Annotated in this window: 12 protein-coding genes; 6 read left to right on the top strand and 6 right to left on the bottom strand. The window is 62.0% G+C overall.

Translation table 11 applies throughout. The features are described from left to right. The first annotated feature begins 90 nt into the window (after positions 1-90). From wecB to CAF73_RS03300, 5 genes are read left to right on the top strand one after another with little or no spacing between them, the layout of a single operon-like run. Positions 91-1,245, top strand: coding sequence for a non-hydrolyzing UDP-N-acetylglucosamine 2-epimerase (wecB, locus tag CAF73_RS03320; RefSeq protein WP_085701910.1), 1,155 nt, complete (start codon positions 91-93; stop codon positions 1,243-1,245). After that, positions 1,242-3,416, top strand: a complete 2,175-nt coding sequence (nrfB, locus tag CAF73_RS03315) for a cyclic di-3',5'-guanylate-activated glycosyltransferase NrfB (protein ID WP_085701909.1) — start codon at positions 1,242-1,244, stop codon at positions 3,414-3,416. Before wecB ends, nrfB begins: the two co-directional genes overlap by 4 nt. Next, positions 3,413-6,571, top strand: a complete 3,159-nt coding sequence (locus tag CAF73_RS03310) for a phage receptor (RefSeq protein WP_085701908.1) — start codon at positions 3,413-3,415, stop codon at positions 6,569-6,571. Before nrfB ends, CAF73_RS03310 begins: the two co-directional genes overlap by 4 nt. Then, positions 6,571-7,449 carry a DUF4434 family protein gene (locus CAF73_RS03305; RefSeq protein WP_085701907.1) on the top strand — a complete coding sequence of 293 codons (879 nt, stop codon included), beginning with the start codon at positions 6,571-6,573 and terminating at the stop codon, positions 7,447-7,449. Before CAF73_RS03310 ends, CAF73_RS03305 begins: the two co-directional genes overlap by 1 nt. Then, a complete protein-coding gene (locus CAF73_RS03300; protein ID WP_085701906.1) occupies positions 7,433-8,509 on the top strand; it encodes a diguanylate cyclase in 1,077 nt (358 codons plus the stop codon). The genes CAF73_RS03305 and CAF73_RS03300 overlap by 17 nt, the downstream gene beginning before the upstream one ends. Before the next feature lie 5 nt (positions 8,510-8,514). Here the strand turns inward: CAF73_RS03300 and CAF73_RS03295 are convergent, their stop codons facing one another. Both CAF73_RS03295 and CAF73_RS03290 read right to left on the bottom strand, forming a co-directional pair. Further along, positions 8,515-10,071 (bottom strand): TerC family protein, encoded by a 1,557-nt coding sequence (locus CAF73_RS03295; RefSeq protein ID WP_085695944.1) that lies wholly within the window; start codon positions 10,069-10,071, stop codon positions 8,515-8,517. A gap of 301 nt (positions 10,072-10,372) precedes the next feature. Beyond that, the gene (locus CAF73_RS03290) at positions 10,373-10,777 is read right to left on the bottom strand and encodes a MerR family transcriptional regulator (protein WP_085695943.1); all 405 of its coding nucleotides are present in this window, start codon (positions 10,775-10,777) and stop codon (positions 10,373-10,375) included. A 79-nt stretch (positions 10,778-10,856) separates the two neighbouring features. On the opposite strand from CAF73_RS03290, the gene CAF73_RS03285 reads away from it, so the two are divergent. Next, entirely contained in the window at positions 10,857-12,080 is a 1,224-nt protein-coding gene (locus tag CAF73_RS03285; protein ID WP_085701905.1) for an NADH:flavin oxidoreductase/NADH oxidase family protein, read from the top strand. On the opposite strand, the gene CAF73_RS03280 is transcribed toward CAF73_RS03285, so the two are convergent. The 4 genes from CAF73_RS03280 to cobN are packed head-to-tail and all read right to left on the bottom strand — an operon-like array spanning position 12,077 to position 19,287. Beyond that, on the bottom strand, positions 12,077-13,723 hold the full coding sequence (locus tag CAF73_RS03280; protein ID WP_085701904.1) for a phospholipase D-like domain-containing protein: 1,647 nt from the start codon (positions 13,721-13,723) through the stop codon (positions 12,077-12,079). The two genes, CAF73_RS03285 and CAF73_RS03280, sit on opposite strands and share 4 nt — an antisense overlap. Before the next feature lie 40 nt (positions 13,724-13,763). Continuing rightward, positions 13,764-14,447, bottom strand: a complete 684-nt coding sequence (locus CAF73_RS03275; protein ID WP_139834815.1) for a VWA domain-containing protein — start codon at positions 14,445-14,447, stop codon at positions 13,764-13,766. Beyond that, complete coding sequence (locus CAF73_RS03270) at positions 14,429-15,430, bottom strand: ATP-binding protein (protein WP_085701902.1); 1,002 nt, start codon at positions 15,428-15,430, stop codon at positions 14,429-14,431. The genes CAF73_RS03275 and CAF73_RS03270 overlap by 19 nt, the downstream gene beginning before the upstream one ends. A gap of 8 nt (positions 15,431-15,438) precedes the next feature. Continuing rightward, positions 15,439-19,287, bottom strand: coding sequence for a cobaltochelatase subunit CobN (gene cobN, locus CAF73_RS03265; RefSeq protein WP_085701901.1), 3,849 nt, complete (start codon positions 19,285-19,287; stop codon positions 15,439-15,441).

Below are 19,287 nucleotides of genomic sequence, written 5' to 3'. Positions count from 1 at the left end.
TCCAATCCGGCTGCTTTTCTTTATTTCTCAGAAAGTGAAGAGTGCTGCTGGCCCTTTGGTCGCAGCCTTGCTTCGTCCAAGGAGGGGTCAATGTCCTTTAAAGTCATGATGGTTTTCGGTACTCGCCCGGAGGCCATCAAAATGGCCCCGCTGGCCCGGGTTCTGCGTCAGTGGCCCGACATCACACTCAACATCTGCTCCACCGGCCAGCATCGCGAGATGCTCACTCAGGTACTGGATGCGTTCGAACTGACGGTCGACGAAGACCTGCAAGTCATGACCCAGGGCCAGACCCTGAACGGTCTGTCGCAACATCTGCTCGCCCAACTCGATCAGGCTTACGAGCGGGTCAAACCGGACATCGTGCTGGTGCACGGCGACACCACCACCAGCTTCATCGCCGCCCTCGCCGCCTTCAATCGTCAATTGCCAATCGGTCACGTCGAGGCAGGCCTGCGTACCGGCAACCTGCGCGCGCCCTGGCCCGAGGAAGCGAATCGACGCCTGACCGGCGTGATTACCGACCTGCACTTCCCGCCGACCTCCAAGTCCGCCGCCAATCTGCTGCGCGAAGGCGTACCCGAAGACAACATTGAAATCACCGGCAACACCGTGATCGATGCCTTGCTATGGATGCGCAAGCACCAGCAGGAAATCGATTGGCATCCGCCTGCCGGTTCGCCACTGGCGGCGCTGGACGATCAGCGCCGGATGATTCTGGTCACCAGCCATCGACGGGAAAATCTCGGCGACGGTTTCCGCAATATCTGCCAGGCGTTGGCTGAGCTGGCCGAGCAATACCCGGACGTGCAATTTGTCTATCCGGTACACCTCAACCCGCTGGTGCAGGAAGTGGTGTACGGCATGCTGGACGACAAACCGAACATCTACCTGGTACCACCGCAGGACTATCCGAACTTCGTCTGGCTCATGGGCCGCGCACATTTCATCCTGACCGACTCCGGCGGCGTGCAGGAAGAAGCTCCGGCCATCGGTAAACCGCTGCTGGTGCTGCGCGACGTCACCGAACGACCTTCCGTGCTCGAGAGCGGCACCATGCTGCTGGTGGGTACCGACGCGGCACGCATCGTCAAGCAAGCCCGACAATTGCTGGACGATCCGGACACCTATGCGCGCATGAGCCGCGTGCACTTCCCCTATGGCGACGGTCACGCCAGCGAACTGATCGCCACCCGCCTCCACGCTTGGCTGAGCGCACGCTCGGCGGCGGGTAACGGGGTATGAGTCTGGGTTGGGTCGATTTCTTCGCGTATGTGCTGTTCGGTCTCAAATATGTGGCGATTGCCCTCGCCCTGCTGATGTTCATCCTCGGCCTCGATGACCTGTTCATCGACCTTGTGTACTGGGGCCGCAAGTTCATCCGGCGCTGGCGGATCTACGAGAAATTCAAGCGCGCCGACGAGGAACGCCTGTATTCGATTCCCGAGAAACCGCTGGCAATCATGGTGCCAGCGTGGAACGAAGTCGGCGTGGTCGGCGAAATGGCGCGTCTGGCCGCCTCGACCATCGACTACGAGAATTATCAGATTTTCGTCGGCACCTACCCCAACGACGCCGAAACCCAGGCAGACGTCGATGCGGTCTGCCAGCACTACCCCAACGTGCATAAAGTGGTCTGCGCCCGCCCCGGCCCGACCAGCAAGGCCGACTGCCTGAACAACATCATCGACGCGATCCTGCGTTTCGAGAGCGAGGCGAAAATCCAGTTCGCCGGGTTCATCCTGCACGACGCCGAAGACGTGATTTCGCCGATGGAATTGCGCCTCTTCAACTACCTGTTGCCCAACAAGGACCTGATCCAGATTCCGGTCTATCCCTACGCGCCGGAATGGAAAGGCTTCACCGCCGGGCATTACGTCGATGAGTTCGCGGAAAACCACGGCAAGGACGTCATCGTCCGCGAAGCCCTCACCGGTCAGGTGCCCAGCGCCGGTGTCGGCACCTGCTTCAGCCGTAAAGCCATCAGCGCCCTGCTGGAAGACGGCGACGGCATTGCCTTCGATGTGCAGAGTCTCACCGAGGACTACGACATCGGCTTCCGCCTCAAGCAGAAAGGCATGAAATGCATCTTCGCCCGCTATTCGGTCAGCGATCCGAAACTGGCGCTGGAGCAACCCTGGGTGTTCGGCATGAACCGCGAGTTCTCTCAGGTGATCTGCGTCCGGGAACACTTTCCCCGCGACTTGCAACACGCAATCCGGCAGAAGTCCCGGTGGATTGTCGGCATCGTATTCCAGGGCACCAAGAACCTCGGCTGGAGCCGCAAGGGTCTGCTCAATTACTTTCTGTGGCGCGATCGTCGCGGGCTGATCGCGTACCTGCTGAGCTTTCTGGTGAACCTGCTGTTCCTGGTGCTGCTGGCGATGTGGGCGGTGACGATCATTTCCCCGGACTCGTGGCGCTACCCCTCGATCCTTGCCGACAGCTCGCTGCTCTCGGTGCTGCTGTGGCTCAACGGCCTGATGCTGCTCAATCGCCTGTTCCAGCGTGGCTGGTTTGTCACTCGTTACTACGGACTGGTTGAAGGTCTGCTGTCGGCGCCGCGCATGATGTGGAGCAACTTCGTCAACTTTTTCGCCAACCTGCGTGCCCTGCGTCAGGTCATGGAAATGGGCGATTCACGGCGCGTGGCCTGGGACAAGACCACCCACGAATTCCCGGCGCTCACCCAGGCGCAGCGCACTCCGCTGGGCCATCGGCTGGTGGAAAAAGGCCTGCTTACCGAGGAACAACTGGATGCAGCGATCACCAGCCCCGTGCGCCGTCGACTGGGCCGCGAACTGTTGCTGCGTGAGTACATCGACAGCACTCAACTGGTCGAGACACTGGCCGAGCAGCTGGATCTGGAATGGGCACCACTCAATCCGTTCAAGCTCGATAAACGCTTGATCGATACGGTGCCGCGCCGGGTCGCCTCCCACTACGGAGTTCTGCCGGTGGCAGAAGAAGGCGACACGCTGATTCTGGCCTCCGAAGGCCCGGTCAGTCAGGTCTCGCTCGGCGCTATCAGCCGGCAATTGAAACGCCCGGTGCGCAGCCGTCTCGCACCTCAGGGCCGCGTCACATTGGGGATTCGTTACTGGTACGCCAGCCCCCGCCAGAATGAGGAAGTGCGTCATATGCTCGAAGTGCTTGAGCGCCATCAGGACGATGAAACCCTGCTGGAAAGAGTCAGCCGCCATCAGGTGCTGTTGGGCAATCTGTTGCAGGTGCGCGGCATGGTGCCGCCCACTTTGTTCAATCAGGCGCTGATCGACTTCGACGCCGAGAAGACGTCCCTCGGCGAGCATTTGATTTCCCGGGGCATGATCACCCAGGAAGTGCTGGAACAGGCCCTGGCCGATCAGGCCAGTGAACAGCAAGCCGCCTACCGCATTGTCCGGGAGGTCGCATGAAGCCTGTGCATCGTCAAACCTTGCTGATGGGCAGCCTGTTGCTGGGCCTGAGCACCGCCTGTCCGCTGCAGGCAGCGCCGCTGAGCGACTTCGAACAGTTCCGCAGTTATCCCTACATGGACCGCAGCTATCGCGAGGCGAAAAAGGGCAACTGGAAAGAAGTCGAACGACTGATGCGCCACTTGCTGGAAAAGGTCCCCAAGAACGACGAGGCCCGGGCACTGCTGGTGGAGTCCCTGGCCAGGCAACGCCGGTACAAGGAGGCGCTGCAAGCATTGCCGGACGACAGCAACGCCCTGCTCGACCTGCGCCTGACCTGGATCGAACAGGATCCGCCCACCAGCACGCAAGTAGAAAGCTGGATGGCCACCAGCAACCTGAATGACCGTGTACGTCTCTGGCAGGCCTACAGCCTGAGCCTGGCCAAGTTCGGCGGCGCAGCCAAGGCCCACGACTGGCTGGCACAACTGGCGCCCAAGGGTGACGACAACATCTTGCGCCTGGCCCGCGCCAACTGGTCGGAGCAGTTGCGCGACTGGAGCGGCACCATCGACCAACTGGCGCCGCTGGCCGCACGCAAACAACTGGACGGCGAAGGCTGGCAACGGCTGGCTAACGCTTACGTGCAACGCCTCGATGAAAAGCCGCTGCAACAACTGCTGCAACAGGCGCCGAGTCCCGAGGCCGCGCGTAACGTTCGACTGGCGATGGTCGACCGCGCCATCGCCATGGGCCACGAGCAACAGGCCCAACGCTGGATGCAGTCCCTGCCCGCCAGCGACCTCGCCGATCCGGCGCAGCGCCAGCGCCTGTGGGAGCTGGCGCGCAAGACCGAAGACGTGCCTACCGTGCAGCGCCTGAGCAACGATCTGCAGCGGCCCTGCCTGGAAACCGCCGAATGGCTGTCGCGTCAGGATCCGGAAGCGGCACTCAAGCAACTGCGCAGTTGTACACCGACAGACGATCCACAGACCTGGCTGATACTCGCCCAGCGCCTGCAAGCCACCGACCTGTTGCAAAGCACCCGTCTGCCGGAGCCTTGGGACAGCCGTCGGCAAACGCAGGTGCTCGACATCTGGCAGGAGCAAGGTCGCAGCACTGAGGTCAACGCCTGGCTGGCCGGACAGAAGCAGACACCCGAAATCGTCAAGCGCCGTGCAGAATTGACGCAACGCATGGGGCGAATGATCGAAGCGCAAACTCTGTGGGAACTGCATTACCGGCAAACCGGCAATCTTTCCTCGCTGAATCAAGCCACCTATCTGGCGGTGAAAGCGGGTGATCGCGCGCATGCCCAGCAATTGCTGGAATCCGCGTTCGATCGTCATGGCGGGCGTCTGCCGGCAACGGCGTTGGAGCGTCTGGCCGGCTTGTATGCCGCAGCGCCCTCCACGACAGCGGAGCAACAGCGGCGTATGGCGCTCCTGCTCAACCGAGTGGACGGCGCGACGCGCGGCCAAATGCTCGCGCAACTCGCGGAGACCGGCCAATGCGACATCGTGCAGCAAGCCATCGGCAGCCACCCACAGGCAGCTGGCGATTACCGCGCGCTCGGTCGCTGCGCCATGCCTGATCGCCCGGGTGAAGCCGTCGTCTATTACCAGCAGGCTGAAAAGCTCGGTGATCGCGGCAGTCGCCTGCCGCTGGCCTATGCCCTGGAAGCGGCCGGTGATTCTGCTGGCGCACTGGCCATCTGGCGCAGCTTTCCGACCGTCGAACTCAGCGACAACGCGCGTCTGACGGCCAGTCGCAGCGCGCTGAACGTCGGCGACAGCCAGACCGCAGAAGCCTACTGGCAACAGAGCACCACTCGCGGCGCCAATGAATGGGCACTCGGCGCAGCCATCGCCGACGCGCGGGGCGATCACGCCCAGGCACTGCAACGTCAGCGTCAGGCCCTGCAGCAGTCCCCGGATGCCGGGCATTTCTACGCCGCGTCGGTCACCGCGCAAAAAGCCGGAGACTTGCCGCAAAGCACTGCATGGCTGGCCGAAGCGGTACGCCGCGAGCCGAACAACCCGCGTTATCGCGCCGACTACGGCATGCGTCTGGCCGGTGCCGAAACCCGCGAAGAACGCGCCACGGCGATTCCGTATCTGCAACAGGCCACCCGTGACTTCCCCGAGGATTACCGCCTCGGGGAAACCCTGGCCTGGCGCTACGACGAAGTGGAAGACAGCGCCTCCGCGCGCGAGGAACTGCGCCGGGTGATCGATCTGGAGCAGAACCCGGTGGCGGCCGATGATGAAGACGGCAGCATGGAGGCCCGGCGTTACCGCCAGCGCCGCGCCCATGAAACCCTGTCGCGGCGTGACAGCCGTACGATTGCCAGCACCTGGTCGCCGGCCGGAATCTCGACCAACGACTTCGTGCGCCCGGACGACAGCAAAGGCTCACGACGTCGCTCGGATTCGCAGAATGTGCAACTGGCGATGTGGGACCACGCCCTGGGCGAAGAACCAAGCCGCGCCGGCAGCACGCTGTCGGTGTACGGTCGCGTGCTGCTGGGCGGACAAGGTCGCTCCAGATACGCCGAGTCCCTCGCCGCCGGTGTCGGCCTGCGCTACAAACCGTGGGGCACACAGAACATCAACTTCTACGGCGAGATCTACAAGCAGAGCCAGTTCAACGATGACGACAGTCACAACCTGAGCCTCGGCCAGATGCTGGTGCCGGAAAAACTGTTCGATCAGGTCAACGATCATCGCAAGGACGGTCACACCACCACCGACTACCTGCTGCGCGCCACCGCCTCCTTCCTCGATCAGGGCAAGTACCGCAACGACTGGCGGGTCGACGAAAACGACTGGGACGAGCGCTTTCTCTACCTGGATGCAGCCTGGTGGACCAAGGCTGGCGATCACCAATGGCTGTCGCGCTTCCAGCAAGGTCACGCCTGGAAACTGCCGTTCAGCGGAGCCCAGACGATCATGCCTTATGGCTTTCTCGAGTTTGCCAGCCAGGACCCGAGCAACGACTGGCGCCAGGACCTGCGAACCGGTGTCGGCCTGCGCTGGCAATGGTGGTACGACGAGGATCGCTACAACGCCTACCGTTCGAAACTGACGGTTCGCACCGAATATCAACAGTCGCTGGGCGGCAATCTGTATGAAGGTGGCAACGGTGTGCTGCTGGGCGTGGAGTGGAATTTCTGATGGCTCGATGGATGTTGTGTTTGTGGCTGCTGATGAGTGCCACCGTCGCCACGGCCGATGAGCGAGTGTTCTATCAGCCGCTGAATGTCGATGCCGGTCTGACGCAGGCGCAGTGGCAGAAAGTCTGGCAAGACACCGCGAAACAAGGCACGCGAACCGTGATCGTGCAGTGGACGGCCTATGGCGACTCGGACTTCGGCGGCGCCAATGGCTGGCTTGCCAACAGCCTGAAACTCGCTCAGCGGCAAGGTCTGCAACTGGTGCTCGGCCTGGCGATGGACCCGGCCTTCTACACGCGCATTGATGAACTGGACAGCGCCGGTCTCGGCGCCTACTGGCAGGCACAACTGGGTCAGTCACTGGCCCGGCAGCAGAAGCTGCGCCAGGATTGGAAGCTGCCGGTCAGCGGCTGGTATCTGCCGCTGGAGCTGGACGACCTGCACTTCCTGGCGGCAGATCGGCGGGCCACGCTTCAGCGCCAATTGAAGGACTTCGCCGCGAAACTGGACGCGCCGCTGCATGTCAGCGCTTTCAGTGCCGGCAAGCTGGCCCCGGCGGTCAACGGTCAATGGCTGGGCGAATTGACGGCAGCCGGGGCGCACGTCTGGTGGCAGGACGGCGCGGGTACCGGCCGTTTGTCACCGCTGGTGCGTAAAGGTTACGTCAGCGCACTGCCCTGCTCCGTGGGTATCGTGCGCGAAGCCTTCCGGCAGGTCAGCCGCGAGGGCGAGCCCTTCCGTGCCGAACCGGCCACCCCGGATGCGACCTCGACCGGTTGCCATCAGAACGCGGTGTTTTCCCTGCGCTATCGACCGTGGGGTTCGGTCATCCTCGATAACCAACGCAAGCATCCGGGCAGCAATGTACAAAACCATTGAAGACGAAGTCCTGAAGAAGACCGCACCCGCCGAAGTGTGGGAGGAGTTCATCCAGCATGAATTCGAGCGGCTGCATTCGTTCTGCCTGTTGATCTACCTGGCGAGCATTGGCATCTGGCTGGCCTTCGACCTGATCGTCAGCTTCATCGGCAATCAGGGATTCACCTGGCGTTCGATGGTGTTCATCGCAGCCTTTGCGATTCTTGCGGTGGTGTTGATGTTCACCCGCAAGGCCCGACATTTCGACTGGCTGAACCTGACATTCGTGGTGATCATCACGCTCGGGATCCGAATGGTGATCGACGGCTTGCCGCCGACGTTTCACGGCATCTGGCTGGTACTCGCTGCCGCCACCACGCTTTACAGTGCCTCCGTGCTCCCACTCAGCCGATGGTCTTTCTTCGCTGCACAGGTCGTCACCTGGCTGATGCTCAATCCTTTCATGAACACCGGCATCGACCTGCTCGAGCTCAAAGGTGTGATGACCATCGCCTACAGCGTTTTTCTCTGTGCGTTGACGATCTATACATTTCTGAAGCTGCGCGAGGCCAAGCTCTACAACTACATCATGTCCAAGCTGTTGCTGGATCAGGCCTACAACGACACGCTCACCGAAATCCCCAACCGCCGCTCATTCATGACCAGCGTCGGAAAAACCCTGCAAGCCGTACCGCGCGAGCATGACCATTACCTGGCGATGATCGACATCGACAACTTCAAGAAAGTGAATGATGTGTACGGCCACGACATCGGCGATGAAGTGCTCAAGCGGATCGCGGCAGACATCAAAGCGGTAATGGCACCGTTCGAGTACGCGCGACTGGGTGGCGAGGAATTTGCGATTTATCTGGCGGGCGTTCGCCGCGAGGACGTCGAGGCATTGGCCGGTGAGTTATGCCGGGTGGTGCGTGAGCAAACCACCCGGCACCCGGTGACCATCAGCATCGGGGTGGCCCGGGTTGCGGACGGGGACACCCTCAACCAGGCGCTGATCAAGGCCGACGAAGCGTTGTACGAGTCAAAGCATACCGGCAAGGACCGCTACACCTTTCATCAGTGAGGCCGTCAGGCCTCACGCACCAGCAACACCCGTGTCACGCGACGCTCTTCGACCGCCATTACGGTCATGCCCCAGCCATCATGCTCCAGTCGATCGCCCTTCATCGGCAAGCGATCCAGCAGGCTCATCACCAGCCCGGCCAGGGTCTGGTAATCCTCGGTCGGCTCGGCGCGAAAACCGGTGTGTTCACGGATGCGGGTCAGGTTCAGCGCACCATTGACGATGAACCCGCCCTGCTCTTCGACCACGTCCGGGCCGGCGATTTCGCTGGCGTCCGGCAGCTCGCCGGCGATCGACTCAAGAATGTCGGTCATGGTCAACACACCCACAAAGTCACCGAACTCATTCACCACAAAGGCAATGTGGGTCGAGGCCGCACGCATTTGCTCCAGTGCGTTGAGGATCGAATAACTGTCCAGCAGATTGACGGTCTTGCGCGCCAGGTGTTCAAGGTTGGGCTCATTGCCGGCCAGGTATTCCTTGAGCAGTTCCTTCTTGTGCACGAAGCCCAGCGGCTCATCCACCGCGCCGTTACGAATCAGCGGCAAGCGCGAGTAGGACGAATGCATCAGTCGCGTGCGAATAGCCTCGGCATCGTCGGCCAGATCAATGTGATCGACATCGGCGCGCACCGTCATCAGAGCGCGAATCGGCCGTTCAGCCAGTTGCAGCACACCGCTGATCATCACCCGTTCGCGACGGTCGAACAGCTCCGCGCTCGGCGCTTCACCGTTGTCCAGCAAGTCGGAAATTTCCTCGCCGACCTCTTCCACTGCCAGTTTGCGACCGCCCAACAGACGCATCACCGCATGGGCCGTGCGCTCACGCATCGGGCGCAAACCCTGCATCGAGCGCTTGCGACGGGCGCGGGCGATCTGGTTGAAGATTTCGATCAGGATCGAGAAACCAATCGCGGCGTACAGATAACCTTTCGGAATGTGGAAGCCCAGGCCTTCGGCGGTCAGCGCGAAACCGATCATCATCAGGAAGCCCAGACACAGCATGATCACCGTCGGATGGGCGTTGACGAAGCGGGTCAGCGGCTTGCTGGCAACGATCATCACACCGATGGACACGACCACCGCGATCATCATCACCGCCAGTTCATCGACCATGCCCACCGCCGTGATCACCGCGTCCAAAGAGAACACCGCGTCCAGCACGACAATCTGCGCCACGATCGGCCAGAACAGCGCATAAGCGGTATTAGTCGAACGCTCGCCGACGTGGCCTTCCAGTCGTTCGTGCAACTCCATGGTTGCCTTGAACAACAGGAACACACCACCGAACAGCATGATCAGGTCACGACCGGAAAAGCTCTTGTCGAACACCTCGAACAACGGCTGTGTGAGGGTGACCAGCCAGGAAATACTCGCCAGCAGACCCAGACGCATGATCAACGCCAGACTCAAGCCAATGATCCGCGCACGATCGCGCTGATGGGGCGGCAGTTTGTCCGCCAGGATTGCGATGAACACCAGGTTGTCGATACCCAGTACCAGTTCCAGCACGATCAGTGTCAACAAGCCCAGCCATGCCGTGGGATCCGCTAACCATTCCATATTCTGTCTCTATCTCTCTTCAGTGATTTCAGGCTGCCGGGCACGGCAAAGTGCGGCGCGAAAGCTCGAAGGCTGCGCCAACAACGATAGTCGGTAGTCGGAAGACCGGATGTTGCGAGTGCGTCAAGACCGCGCGACAGCGCGAGGGGAACGGGGTTTCTGGAATAGAACTGGGAGGCTCCGAGAGGGTGTTCATGCAAATCCTGAATGAAAAAAGGCCTTGAAGCGTACAGGCTCAGATAACTTTTCCTACAGCTGGAAATCATTTCAAAATCTGTACGCCGCACCTGTCTCCGGGCTTTTACGGGTAAAGCGTCGACAACACCCGGTCCGCATTGGCACCGCAGCTCATGCCTTCAGGCTTGGATTGAATGTTCTCGATCACCTCCAGCAGCCGCGCCTTGCTCTGAGCCAGATGCTGCTGCATGACTTCGATCTGCTCGACCTTGCGCGTCAGACCCGCCACCAGCTCATCGTGTTTGAACTCACCGGTACCGGCGGCCGGCAACAGCTGCTTGAGCTCTTCCAGGGAAAACCCGGCCTGCTGGGCGCTGCGGATGATATTCAGGGTTTGCAGTACTTGTGGCGGGTAGCGCCGATAACCATTGCCCTGGCGCTCCACTTTGGGAATCAGGCCCTGAGCCTCATAAAAACGAATACTTGAAGCGCTCAAGCCACTCTGCTGCGCCAATTCACCGATTTTCATTTCAGCCTCGATTTGCCTGCTTGACATTAAAGTTAACTTTAATCTTAGCCTCGCTCCATCACTGTTGAGGAGTCAAGCAATGTCACCCTTCCAGATTTTGAATCTGCCCAACGGCCAGACCGTCGGCAACCGTATTGCCAAAGCCGCGATGGAAGAAAACCTCGCGGACCGAAACCAGGCACCGTCCCGCGAATTGTTCCGTTTGTATCAAGCCTGGGCCGACGGCGGCGCCGGTTTGCTGTTGACCGGCAATGTGATGATCGACCGCCGCGCCATGACCGGGCCCGGTGGCGTCGTGCTTGAAGACGAGCGGCATCTGGAGCGCTTCCGCCAATGGGCCGAAATCGCCCGCAGCGGCGGCGCGCAGGTCTGGGTCCAACTCAATCATCCCGGTCGTCAGACCTTTGCCAATATGGGCCAGCAAGCGCTGGCGCCATCGGCGGTGGCACTGGAAATGGGCTCATTCTCGAAACTGTTCGCCGAGCCCAGGCCAATGACCGAGGACGATATCGAAGAAGTCATTCAACGTTTCGCAAAAAGTGCCGCCCTTGCCGAAAAAGCCGGTTTCACCGGGGTGCAGATCCACGCTGCGCACGGCTATCTGCTCAGTCAGTTTCTCTCGCCGCTGACCAACCGCCGCACCGATCGCTGGGGTGGTTCGCTGGAAAACCGCGCGCGCCTGCTGCTGTCGGTGATCGAGGCCATCCGCCAGGCAGTTTCGCCGCAATTCTGCGTGGCCGTGAAACTCAATTCGGCGGACTTCCAGCGCGGCGGCTTCGACACCGACGACGCACGTCAGGTGATCGAATGGCTCAACGAGCAGCCGATTGACCTGCTGGAACTGTCCGGCGGCAGCTACGAAGCCCCGGCAATGCAAGGTGAAGCGCGTGACGGACGCACCCTCGCCCGCGAGGCATTCTTTCTGGAAATGGCCACCGAACTGGCCAGCGTCGCGCGCATGCCGGTGATGGTCACCGGCGGTATCCGCCGCCTGCCCGTGGTCGAACAAGTGCTCGACAGCGGCATCGACATGGCCGGCATCGCCACTGCGCTGGCCATCGAGCCAAACCTGGTCAAACACTGGCGGGAAGGCCGTAACAGCGAGCCGCAACTGCCACCGATCCGCTGGAAACGCAAACCGCTGGCCGCACTGGCGAACATGGCCGTGGTTCGCTTCCAGATGTCCCGTCTGAGCCGTGGCCGCCAGCCCAAGCCCCAGGTGTCGGCACTCTGGGCGCTGATCCGCGACCGGTTGTACCTCAGCCGCCGGACCCGCCAGTATCGACAGGCGATGGACGTCTAACGCCCGGCAAACCGCAGGCGCGACAACTGACGCAGGTCATCCTCGACGTAGTAGTCGTTGGTCCAGCGGTCATCCGCCGCCAACGGCTGCACCTGTTTCAACGCCAGTTTTTTCGCGAAGTAGCGAAAACGGTAATGCTCGTAGAACCGCAGCAGTTCCAGGCCATAGCGATCCGCCAGATCGGTGTCGCCGCGAATGATCAGGTAGTTCTCGTCATTGCCGTTGCTGGCCGAGGTACTGAGGTTGTGGCTGCCGCTGATGATGGTCGGGCTGTCGCTGGTGAAGTCGATGACCACCGCTTTGGTGTGCACCAGCAGGTTGCCTTTCTGGCCTTTCATGTTTTCCCGCAGCCAGCCTTCCAGCCCGGTGTTGAGCAATGCGGTGGCGGCAAATTCGGCGGTTCGGTCGGCGTGAAACCCGGTGATGCGGCTGACCGTGTTTTGCAGGCCGTACCGCAGGATGTCGTCGTGGGGCTGGCCGAGCAATGCGTTGAGAATCGCGTCGGGCAAGGCGAAGGCGGTAACGAACAGCAGGTCTTTCTTCGCCCCCTCGATGATGTCGACGAACTCCCGCAAATCCGCACCGCCGGTGCGCGGGGAGAACCCGGCAAACAAGGGCTGTGCCGGATTCATCGGGTTGTGTTGAGTGATCCAGTCGCGGGTGACGCCGACGTCCGCCGGCTCGGCCCAGATCTGCTCGAAGGTTTTCAGGTAACTCGCGCTGACCGTCGAATCGTCCAGCACATGCACCACGTTGGCCTGGCGGTATACGCCGTTGGCGGTGAAGTTGGTGCTGCCGCACAGCACCGCTTGCGGGTGGCGCTCGCTGCCTCCTTCGAGGCGGCTGAGGACGATGAACTTGTTGTGGAAAATGTTGTGAGTGACCCGCCCGCGTTTGCTGGTCGCCGGCAGTTTCGCAAGGCTCGCTTCGTTGATCGTCGTGTCTTCATCATCGGGCCGGGCGTGATACAGCACCCGCACCTGAACACCCCGATCGAACGCCGCGTTCACCGTGTCGATGATGGCTTGCAACTGATACTCGTAGATCGCGATATCCAGCGCCCATTGACCGTCCGTTGCACGTTCGATAAACCCTTGCAGGCGTCCGAGCAGACCGTTCTCCAGCCACTGACGCGCCGCATCGGGCCAGGCTTCGATGGGCAGTTTTTTGTTGGCGCTGATCAAGGCGTCGAGTTCGGGGAATTTGCGCTGAAACGCCTGGCTCGCAGCCACGGCGCGGTTGAAGATCACGCTCTGATTCGCGGGGTGACCGTCGTCGGAACGAATCGTCAGTTCCAGCGCTTCGCCCAGTTGCGGTGCATCCGGCGAGCCATACGCCAGGTGTACGCGATAGTGGATCGTCATGCCCGGATTGACTGCGTAATCGGCCCAGCGAAATTTCTGTAGCGGTGCCTTGTCGCTGGGCGTGGCGTGAAACTGCGGGAAGGTATGGGCCTTGTCGGGAAAGGTCAGGCTATTGAGCAGAAACAGCCACGGTTTGGCGCCCTGCTGCTTTTCGATGGCAAATCCCAGCAGGCCTTTGCGGCGGGATTCGGCGAGGTCCATGGCGAGCAGCACGCCATTGGTTCCGGCGTAGGCCTTGACGCGAAAATCGTCCTGCGGATTGGCGACCAGTACGCGCATGGTTCACTCCTTGTGATTGGGCCCCACTGCAGCATAGCTCTCAGACCGACAACAACTCGTCGATATGCCGGTAATCGGCGTCCAGCGCTGTCGCCAATTGCCTTGCACGGCCCAGCCGGATCGGCCCGCGCTCGATATCGATCAACAGGCCGGGACACACCAGCGCTGGCATTTGCGGACAGTCTTTCACCCGGCCATCGGTGATCACCAGCAACCGTTGTTGTTCGGCGGGAAAACGCTTGCGCCGCACCGCAAGCCAATGCCCGGCTTCCGTCAGCGCCGCCAACAGCGGCGTGCCGCCTCCCGCGCCCAACCCATCGAGCCATGCGCGCAATCCGCTGGAGGCCTTCAGTCCTTGCACCTGCCATTTCGGCGCCGCGCCGCTTGCGGTCAGCAACGCAAGACGCGCGCGCTGCCGATAAGCGTCGTCGAACAGTTGCGCGAGCAAGCCCTTGGCATCGCTCAATGCCTGATGGCGACGGGTCGAAGCGGAGGCATCGACGACCACCAGCCACAGTTCATGGGGCGTGCGGGTACGCAGTTGAAACAGCAGGTCCGCGCGGACTTTCGGGCGGCCATTGAGCAAGGTTCCGGGCCAGTTCACCGAGCCGCTGCGAGCCGCGTGCCGCTTGCCTTGTCGGCCGTTATCGAGCCGTCCGGCCCGGGGTCTGGCATTCGCCCCCGCGTCAGATCGGGGGCGAATGCCTAGCGCTTTTTTGGCCAGATAGGTACTTCGCGGCGTGCGCCGGTAGCCAGTGCCGGCGCCGGCATTTCTCCCCACTGGCCCTGCCCTTCGCTCGGTTCGGCGTTAGTGCCGGACGGCGATTGCGCCGGTGGCTGCGAGCTGGTCGAAGACTGTTCGCGGCGACGATGGCGCAGGGCGAACTCGGCCACCGCGTCAATGTCCTGCTCGGCGATGGCGTCCGCACCGCGCCACGCCGCATGCGCCCGCGCGGCACGCAACCAGACCAGATCGGCGCGCAAACCGTCGACGCCTGCGGCGAAGCAGCGCTCGGTGATCTGCGCCAGCGCCGCGTCATCCAGCGCAATAGCCGGTAAAACGTTGCGGGCGTTCTCGCAGCGCTGACGCAGAACCTGCTGCTCAGCCTCCCACTGCGAACAAAACGCTTGCGGATCGCTATCGAAATCCAGTCGACGACGAATGATCTGAGCCCGCTCGTTCGGCGCAGTGTGGCCACTCAGCGCAACGTTCAGACCGAAGCGGTCCAGCAATTGCGGACGCAACTCACCCTCTTCGGGGTTCATCGTGCCGATCAACACAAACTTCGCCGAATGCCGATGGGAAATGCCATCACGCTCGATCAGGTTGGTGCCGCTGGCGGCGACATCAAGCAGCAGATCCACCAAATGGTCCGGCAGCAGATTCACTTCATCGACATACAACACACCGCCATCGGCCTTGGCCAACACGCCGGGAGAAAACTGCGCACGACCATCGCTCAATGCCGCGTCCAGATCCAGCGTGCCGACCAGTCGCTCTTCGGTGGCGCCCAACGGCAAGGTGACAAACTGACCACTGGCCAACAGATCCGCCAGACCCCGGGCGAGCGTGGACTTTGCCATGCCGCGCGGGCCTTCAATCAGCACGCCGCCGATCTTTGGATCGATGGCCGTCAGGTACAGCGCCAGTTTCAGGTCATCGGCGCCGACCACGGCGCAGAGCGGGAAATGCGGGGTGTCGGTCATGTTCAGTCTCAGCTCTCTTCTTCTATATCCAGCAGCAGGTTTTCCAGGGCCTCTTTGTAGGCGCCCGGCTCCTGCCACATCCCGCGCTGTTGTGCTTCGAGCATGCGCTCGGTCATGTCGCGCAAGGCGTGGGGATTATGCTCGCGCACGAACTCGCGGGTCGCCGGGTCCAGCAAATACGCATCGGCCAGCAAGGCGTACTGGTGATCCTCGATCAACTGCGTGGTGGCGTCGAAGGCAAAAAGATTATCGACCGTCGCCGCCAGTTCGAACGCGCCTTTATAGCCGTGGCGCTTGACCCCGTCGATCCATTTCGGATTCGCCGCCCGGGAACGGATCACCCGGTTCAGCTCTTCTTTCAGGGTGCGAATCTTCGGCAGATCCGGCTGACTGTGATCGCCGTGATAACTGGCCGCCGCTTCACCGCGCAGGCTTTCCACGGCAGCGAGCATGCCGCCCTGAAACTGGTAATAGTCGTTGGAATCGAGCAGGTCATGCTCGCGGTTGTCCTGGTTTTGCAGCACGGCCTGTACCTGGCTCAGACGCTGGACGAACCGTTCGCGGGCGGCGGTGCCTTCGTCAGAACCGCCGTAAGCGTAGGCGCCCCAGCTAAGGTAGACCTCAGCCAGATCCTCGCGGGTTTGCCAGAGGCGACCATCGATGGCGCCCTGCACACCCGCGCCATAAGCACCGGGTTTGGCACCGAAAATCCGCCAGCCAGCCTGACGACGCGCAGCGTCCTCATCCAGACCCGATTGCCGCAACGCCTCGCGCTCGGCACGCACTTTGGCGGCCAACGGGTTGAGATCGTCCGGTTCGTCCAGTTCCGCCACGGCTTGAACGGCGGCGTCGAACAGACGGATCAGGTTGGCGAACGCGTCGCGGAAAAATCCGGAGACCCGCAGCGTGACATCGACCCGAGGCCGGTCGAGCAGGCTCAGCGGCAGAATCTCGAAATCATCGACTCGCTGACTGCCGGTGGCCCAAACCGGTCGCACGCCCATCAGCGCCATGGCCTGGGCGATGTCATCGCCGCCGGTGCGCATGGTGGCGGTACCCCAGACCGACAGGCCGAGTTGGCGCAGGTGGTCGCCGTGGTCCTGCAGGTGTCGTTCGAGAATCAGGGTTGCCGACTGGAAACCGATTCGCCACGCAGTGGTGGTCGGCAGGTTGCGCACGTCCACCGAATAGAAATTGCGCCCCGTCGGCAGCACATCAAGACGACCGCGACTCGGCGCACCACTCGGGCCGGCCGGGACGAAACGGCCGCTCAGGGCATCAAGCAAGCCATGCATTTCGGCCGGGCCGCAGGCATCGAGGCGCGGGGCAACGACTTCACGAAGATGGTCGATGATTACGCCGACTTCAGACCAGTGAGGACCCTGTGGGAGCGAGCTTGCTCGCGATTGCGGTGTGTCAGTCCCAGAAGTGTTGGCAGACAAGACGCCTTCGCGAGCAAGCTCGCTCCCACAGGAATCGCTCACAGCGTGCGTGATCAACTCCGTTGCGAACAGCTCAAGGCGTTCGCGGGTATCCCCCGCCGTGCGCCAGACTTCATCGCTCAGCGATTGCAGCTCCATCGGACGCGGGCCAGTCCAGGGTTCGGCAAGTGCGCAATCCAGCGGATCAAACCCCAACTGAAACGCCTTGGCCAACGCCCGCAACAGACTCGATTGCGCCCCTTTGCCATCGCCACGCGGAATCCGCAGCAGCGCGAGCAAGGTATCGATACGCAAACGTCCGGTCGGCGACTCGCCAAAAATGTGCAGCCCATCGCGGATCTGCGATTCCTTCAAGTCACACAGATACGTATCCAGACGCGGCAGCCAGATCGCCGCATCGGTATCGCTGTCGAGGGCTTCGTCGAGTTGCAGTTCGCGGTCAATCTGCGTGTCGCGCACCAGTTGCAGAATGTCGCGCTGCAACTCACGGGCGCGGCGCGGGTCAAGCAGTTGGGCTTCGTAATACTCGTCGGCCAACAGCTCCAGATTGCGCAACGGACCGTAGGTTTCAGCGCGGGTCAGCGGCGGCATCAAATGGTCGATGATCACCGCCTGGGTGCGACGTTTGGCCTGGGCGCCTTCGCCCGGATCGTTGACGATAAACGGATAGATGTTCGGCAGCGGCCCGAGCAGCGCGTCCGGCCAGCAGTTCTCCGACAGGCCGACGCCTTTGCCGGGCAGCCATTCGAGATTGCCGTGCTTGCCGACGTGAATCACGCCGTGGGCGCCGTAGGTCTGGCGCAGCCAGAAATAGAACGCGAGGTACGCGTGCGGCGGCACCAGATCCGGGTCGTGATACACCGCGCTCGGATCGACCTGATACCCCCGCGCCGGCTGAATGCCGACGAAGGTCAGGCCAAAACGCAGGCCGGCGATCATCATCCGCCCGTCGCGGCACATCGGATCGTTCTGCGGCGAACCCCAACGCTCCAGCACCGCCGCGCGATTGGCTTCAGGCAGCGCATTGAACATCGCCAGATAATCGTTCATCGCCAGGCTTTGCTGGCATGGACGCTGATCGAGGGTGTCAAGGTCATTACTGACGCCGCCGAGCAATTGCCGGATCAGTTCAGTGCCGCTTTCCGGCAGTTCAGCCGGCAGCGGATAACCCTCGACCTGCAACGCGCGCAGGATATTCAGCGCGGCGGCCGGCGTGTCGAGGCCGACGCCGTTGCCGATGCGCCCGTCCCGGGTCGGGTAGTTGGCGAGGATCAGGGCGATGCGTTTTTCAGCGTTCGGCACCCGCGCCAGTTCAACCCAGCGGCGCGCCAGTTCGGCCACAAAATCCATGCGCTCGGGCTGCGCCCGATAACACACCACATCGGACTGACTGCGCTCGCTGCGCCACGCCAGGTCCTTGAAGCTGATCGGCCGACTGATGATCCGGCCGTCGAGCTCCGGCAAGGCAATGTGCATCGCCAGGTCCCGCGGTCCAAGGCCCTGCTCGCTCTCGCGCCAACCGGGTTCATTGTCCTGGGCGCAGATCGCCTGGATCACCGGAATGTTTCGACGGAATGGCCGCAGATGCGGCGCTTCGGGACTGGACTGAGCGAAACCGGTGGTGTTCAGGATCACCGAAGCGTCAACCTCATCCAGCCAGTCCTCGACCACCGAGAGGCAGCCGGGTTCTTTCAGACTGGCCACGGCGATCGGCAGCGGATTGAGTCCGGCCGCCTGGAGCCGTTGGCAGAACACGTCGATAAACGCCGTGTTCGCCGCTTGCAAATGCGAGCGATAAAACAGCACCGCCGCTACCGGATGACCGGGCCGCCAATCGGCTTGCCAGTCACTCAGTGCGGCAGTGTTTTTGTTCGGGTGGTAAATCCCCGTGCGCGGCAGCGTCTGCGGCTCGCCCCACACGTAATCCCGCGCCAGCCAGCGGTTGGCCAGACAGCGGAAGAAGTCCAGCGCATTGCCCATGCCGCCCTGACGCAAGAATTGCCAGAGTCGGTCACGATCTTCGGCACCGACGGTGCTCAGGTCGCTGAGTTCCGGATCGGGCCGGTCATCGCCCGGCACCAGAATCACCTGCACGCCACGCTCGGACAATTCCACCAGCCGCTCGACGCCATAACGCCAATAAGCGATGCCGCCGTGCAGCGAGATCAGAATCACCTTGGCGTGGCGCAGCACTTCATCGACGTACAGGTCAACCGACGCATGGTTCTGCACCTGCATCGGGTTGGCCAGGCGTACGCTCGGGTAATCCTCGGGCAGTTGCTGCGCCGCTTCGGCGAGCAGCGCGAGGCTGGAATCGCCGCTGCACAGGATCACCAGCTCGGCGGGGGTTTGTCCAAGGTCGGCAATGTTGTCATCCGACACGAAACCGCCGGGCTGAGTCCTGAGCAGGTGCAT

It is taken from the genome of Pseudomonas sp. B15(2017) (genome assembly GCF_002113215.1).
In the GTDB taxonomy this organism is placed as follows: Bacteria; Pseudomonadota; Gammaproteobacteria; order Pseudomonadales; family Pseudomonadaceae; genus Aquipseudomonas.
The sequence above is the reverse complement of the archived record's forward strand: the minus strand, read 5'-3'. Positions and strand labels throughout refer to the sequence as shown.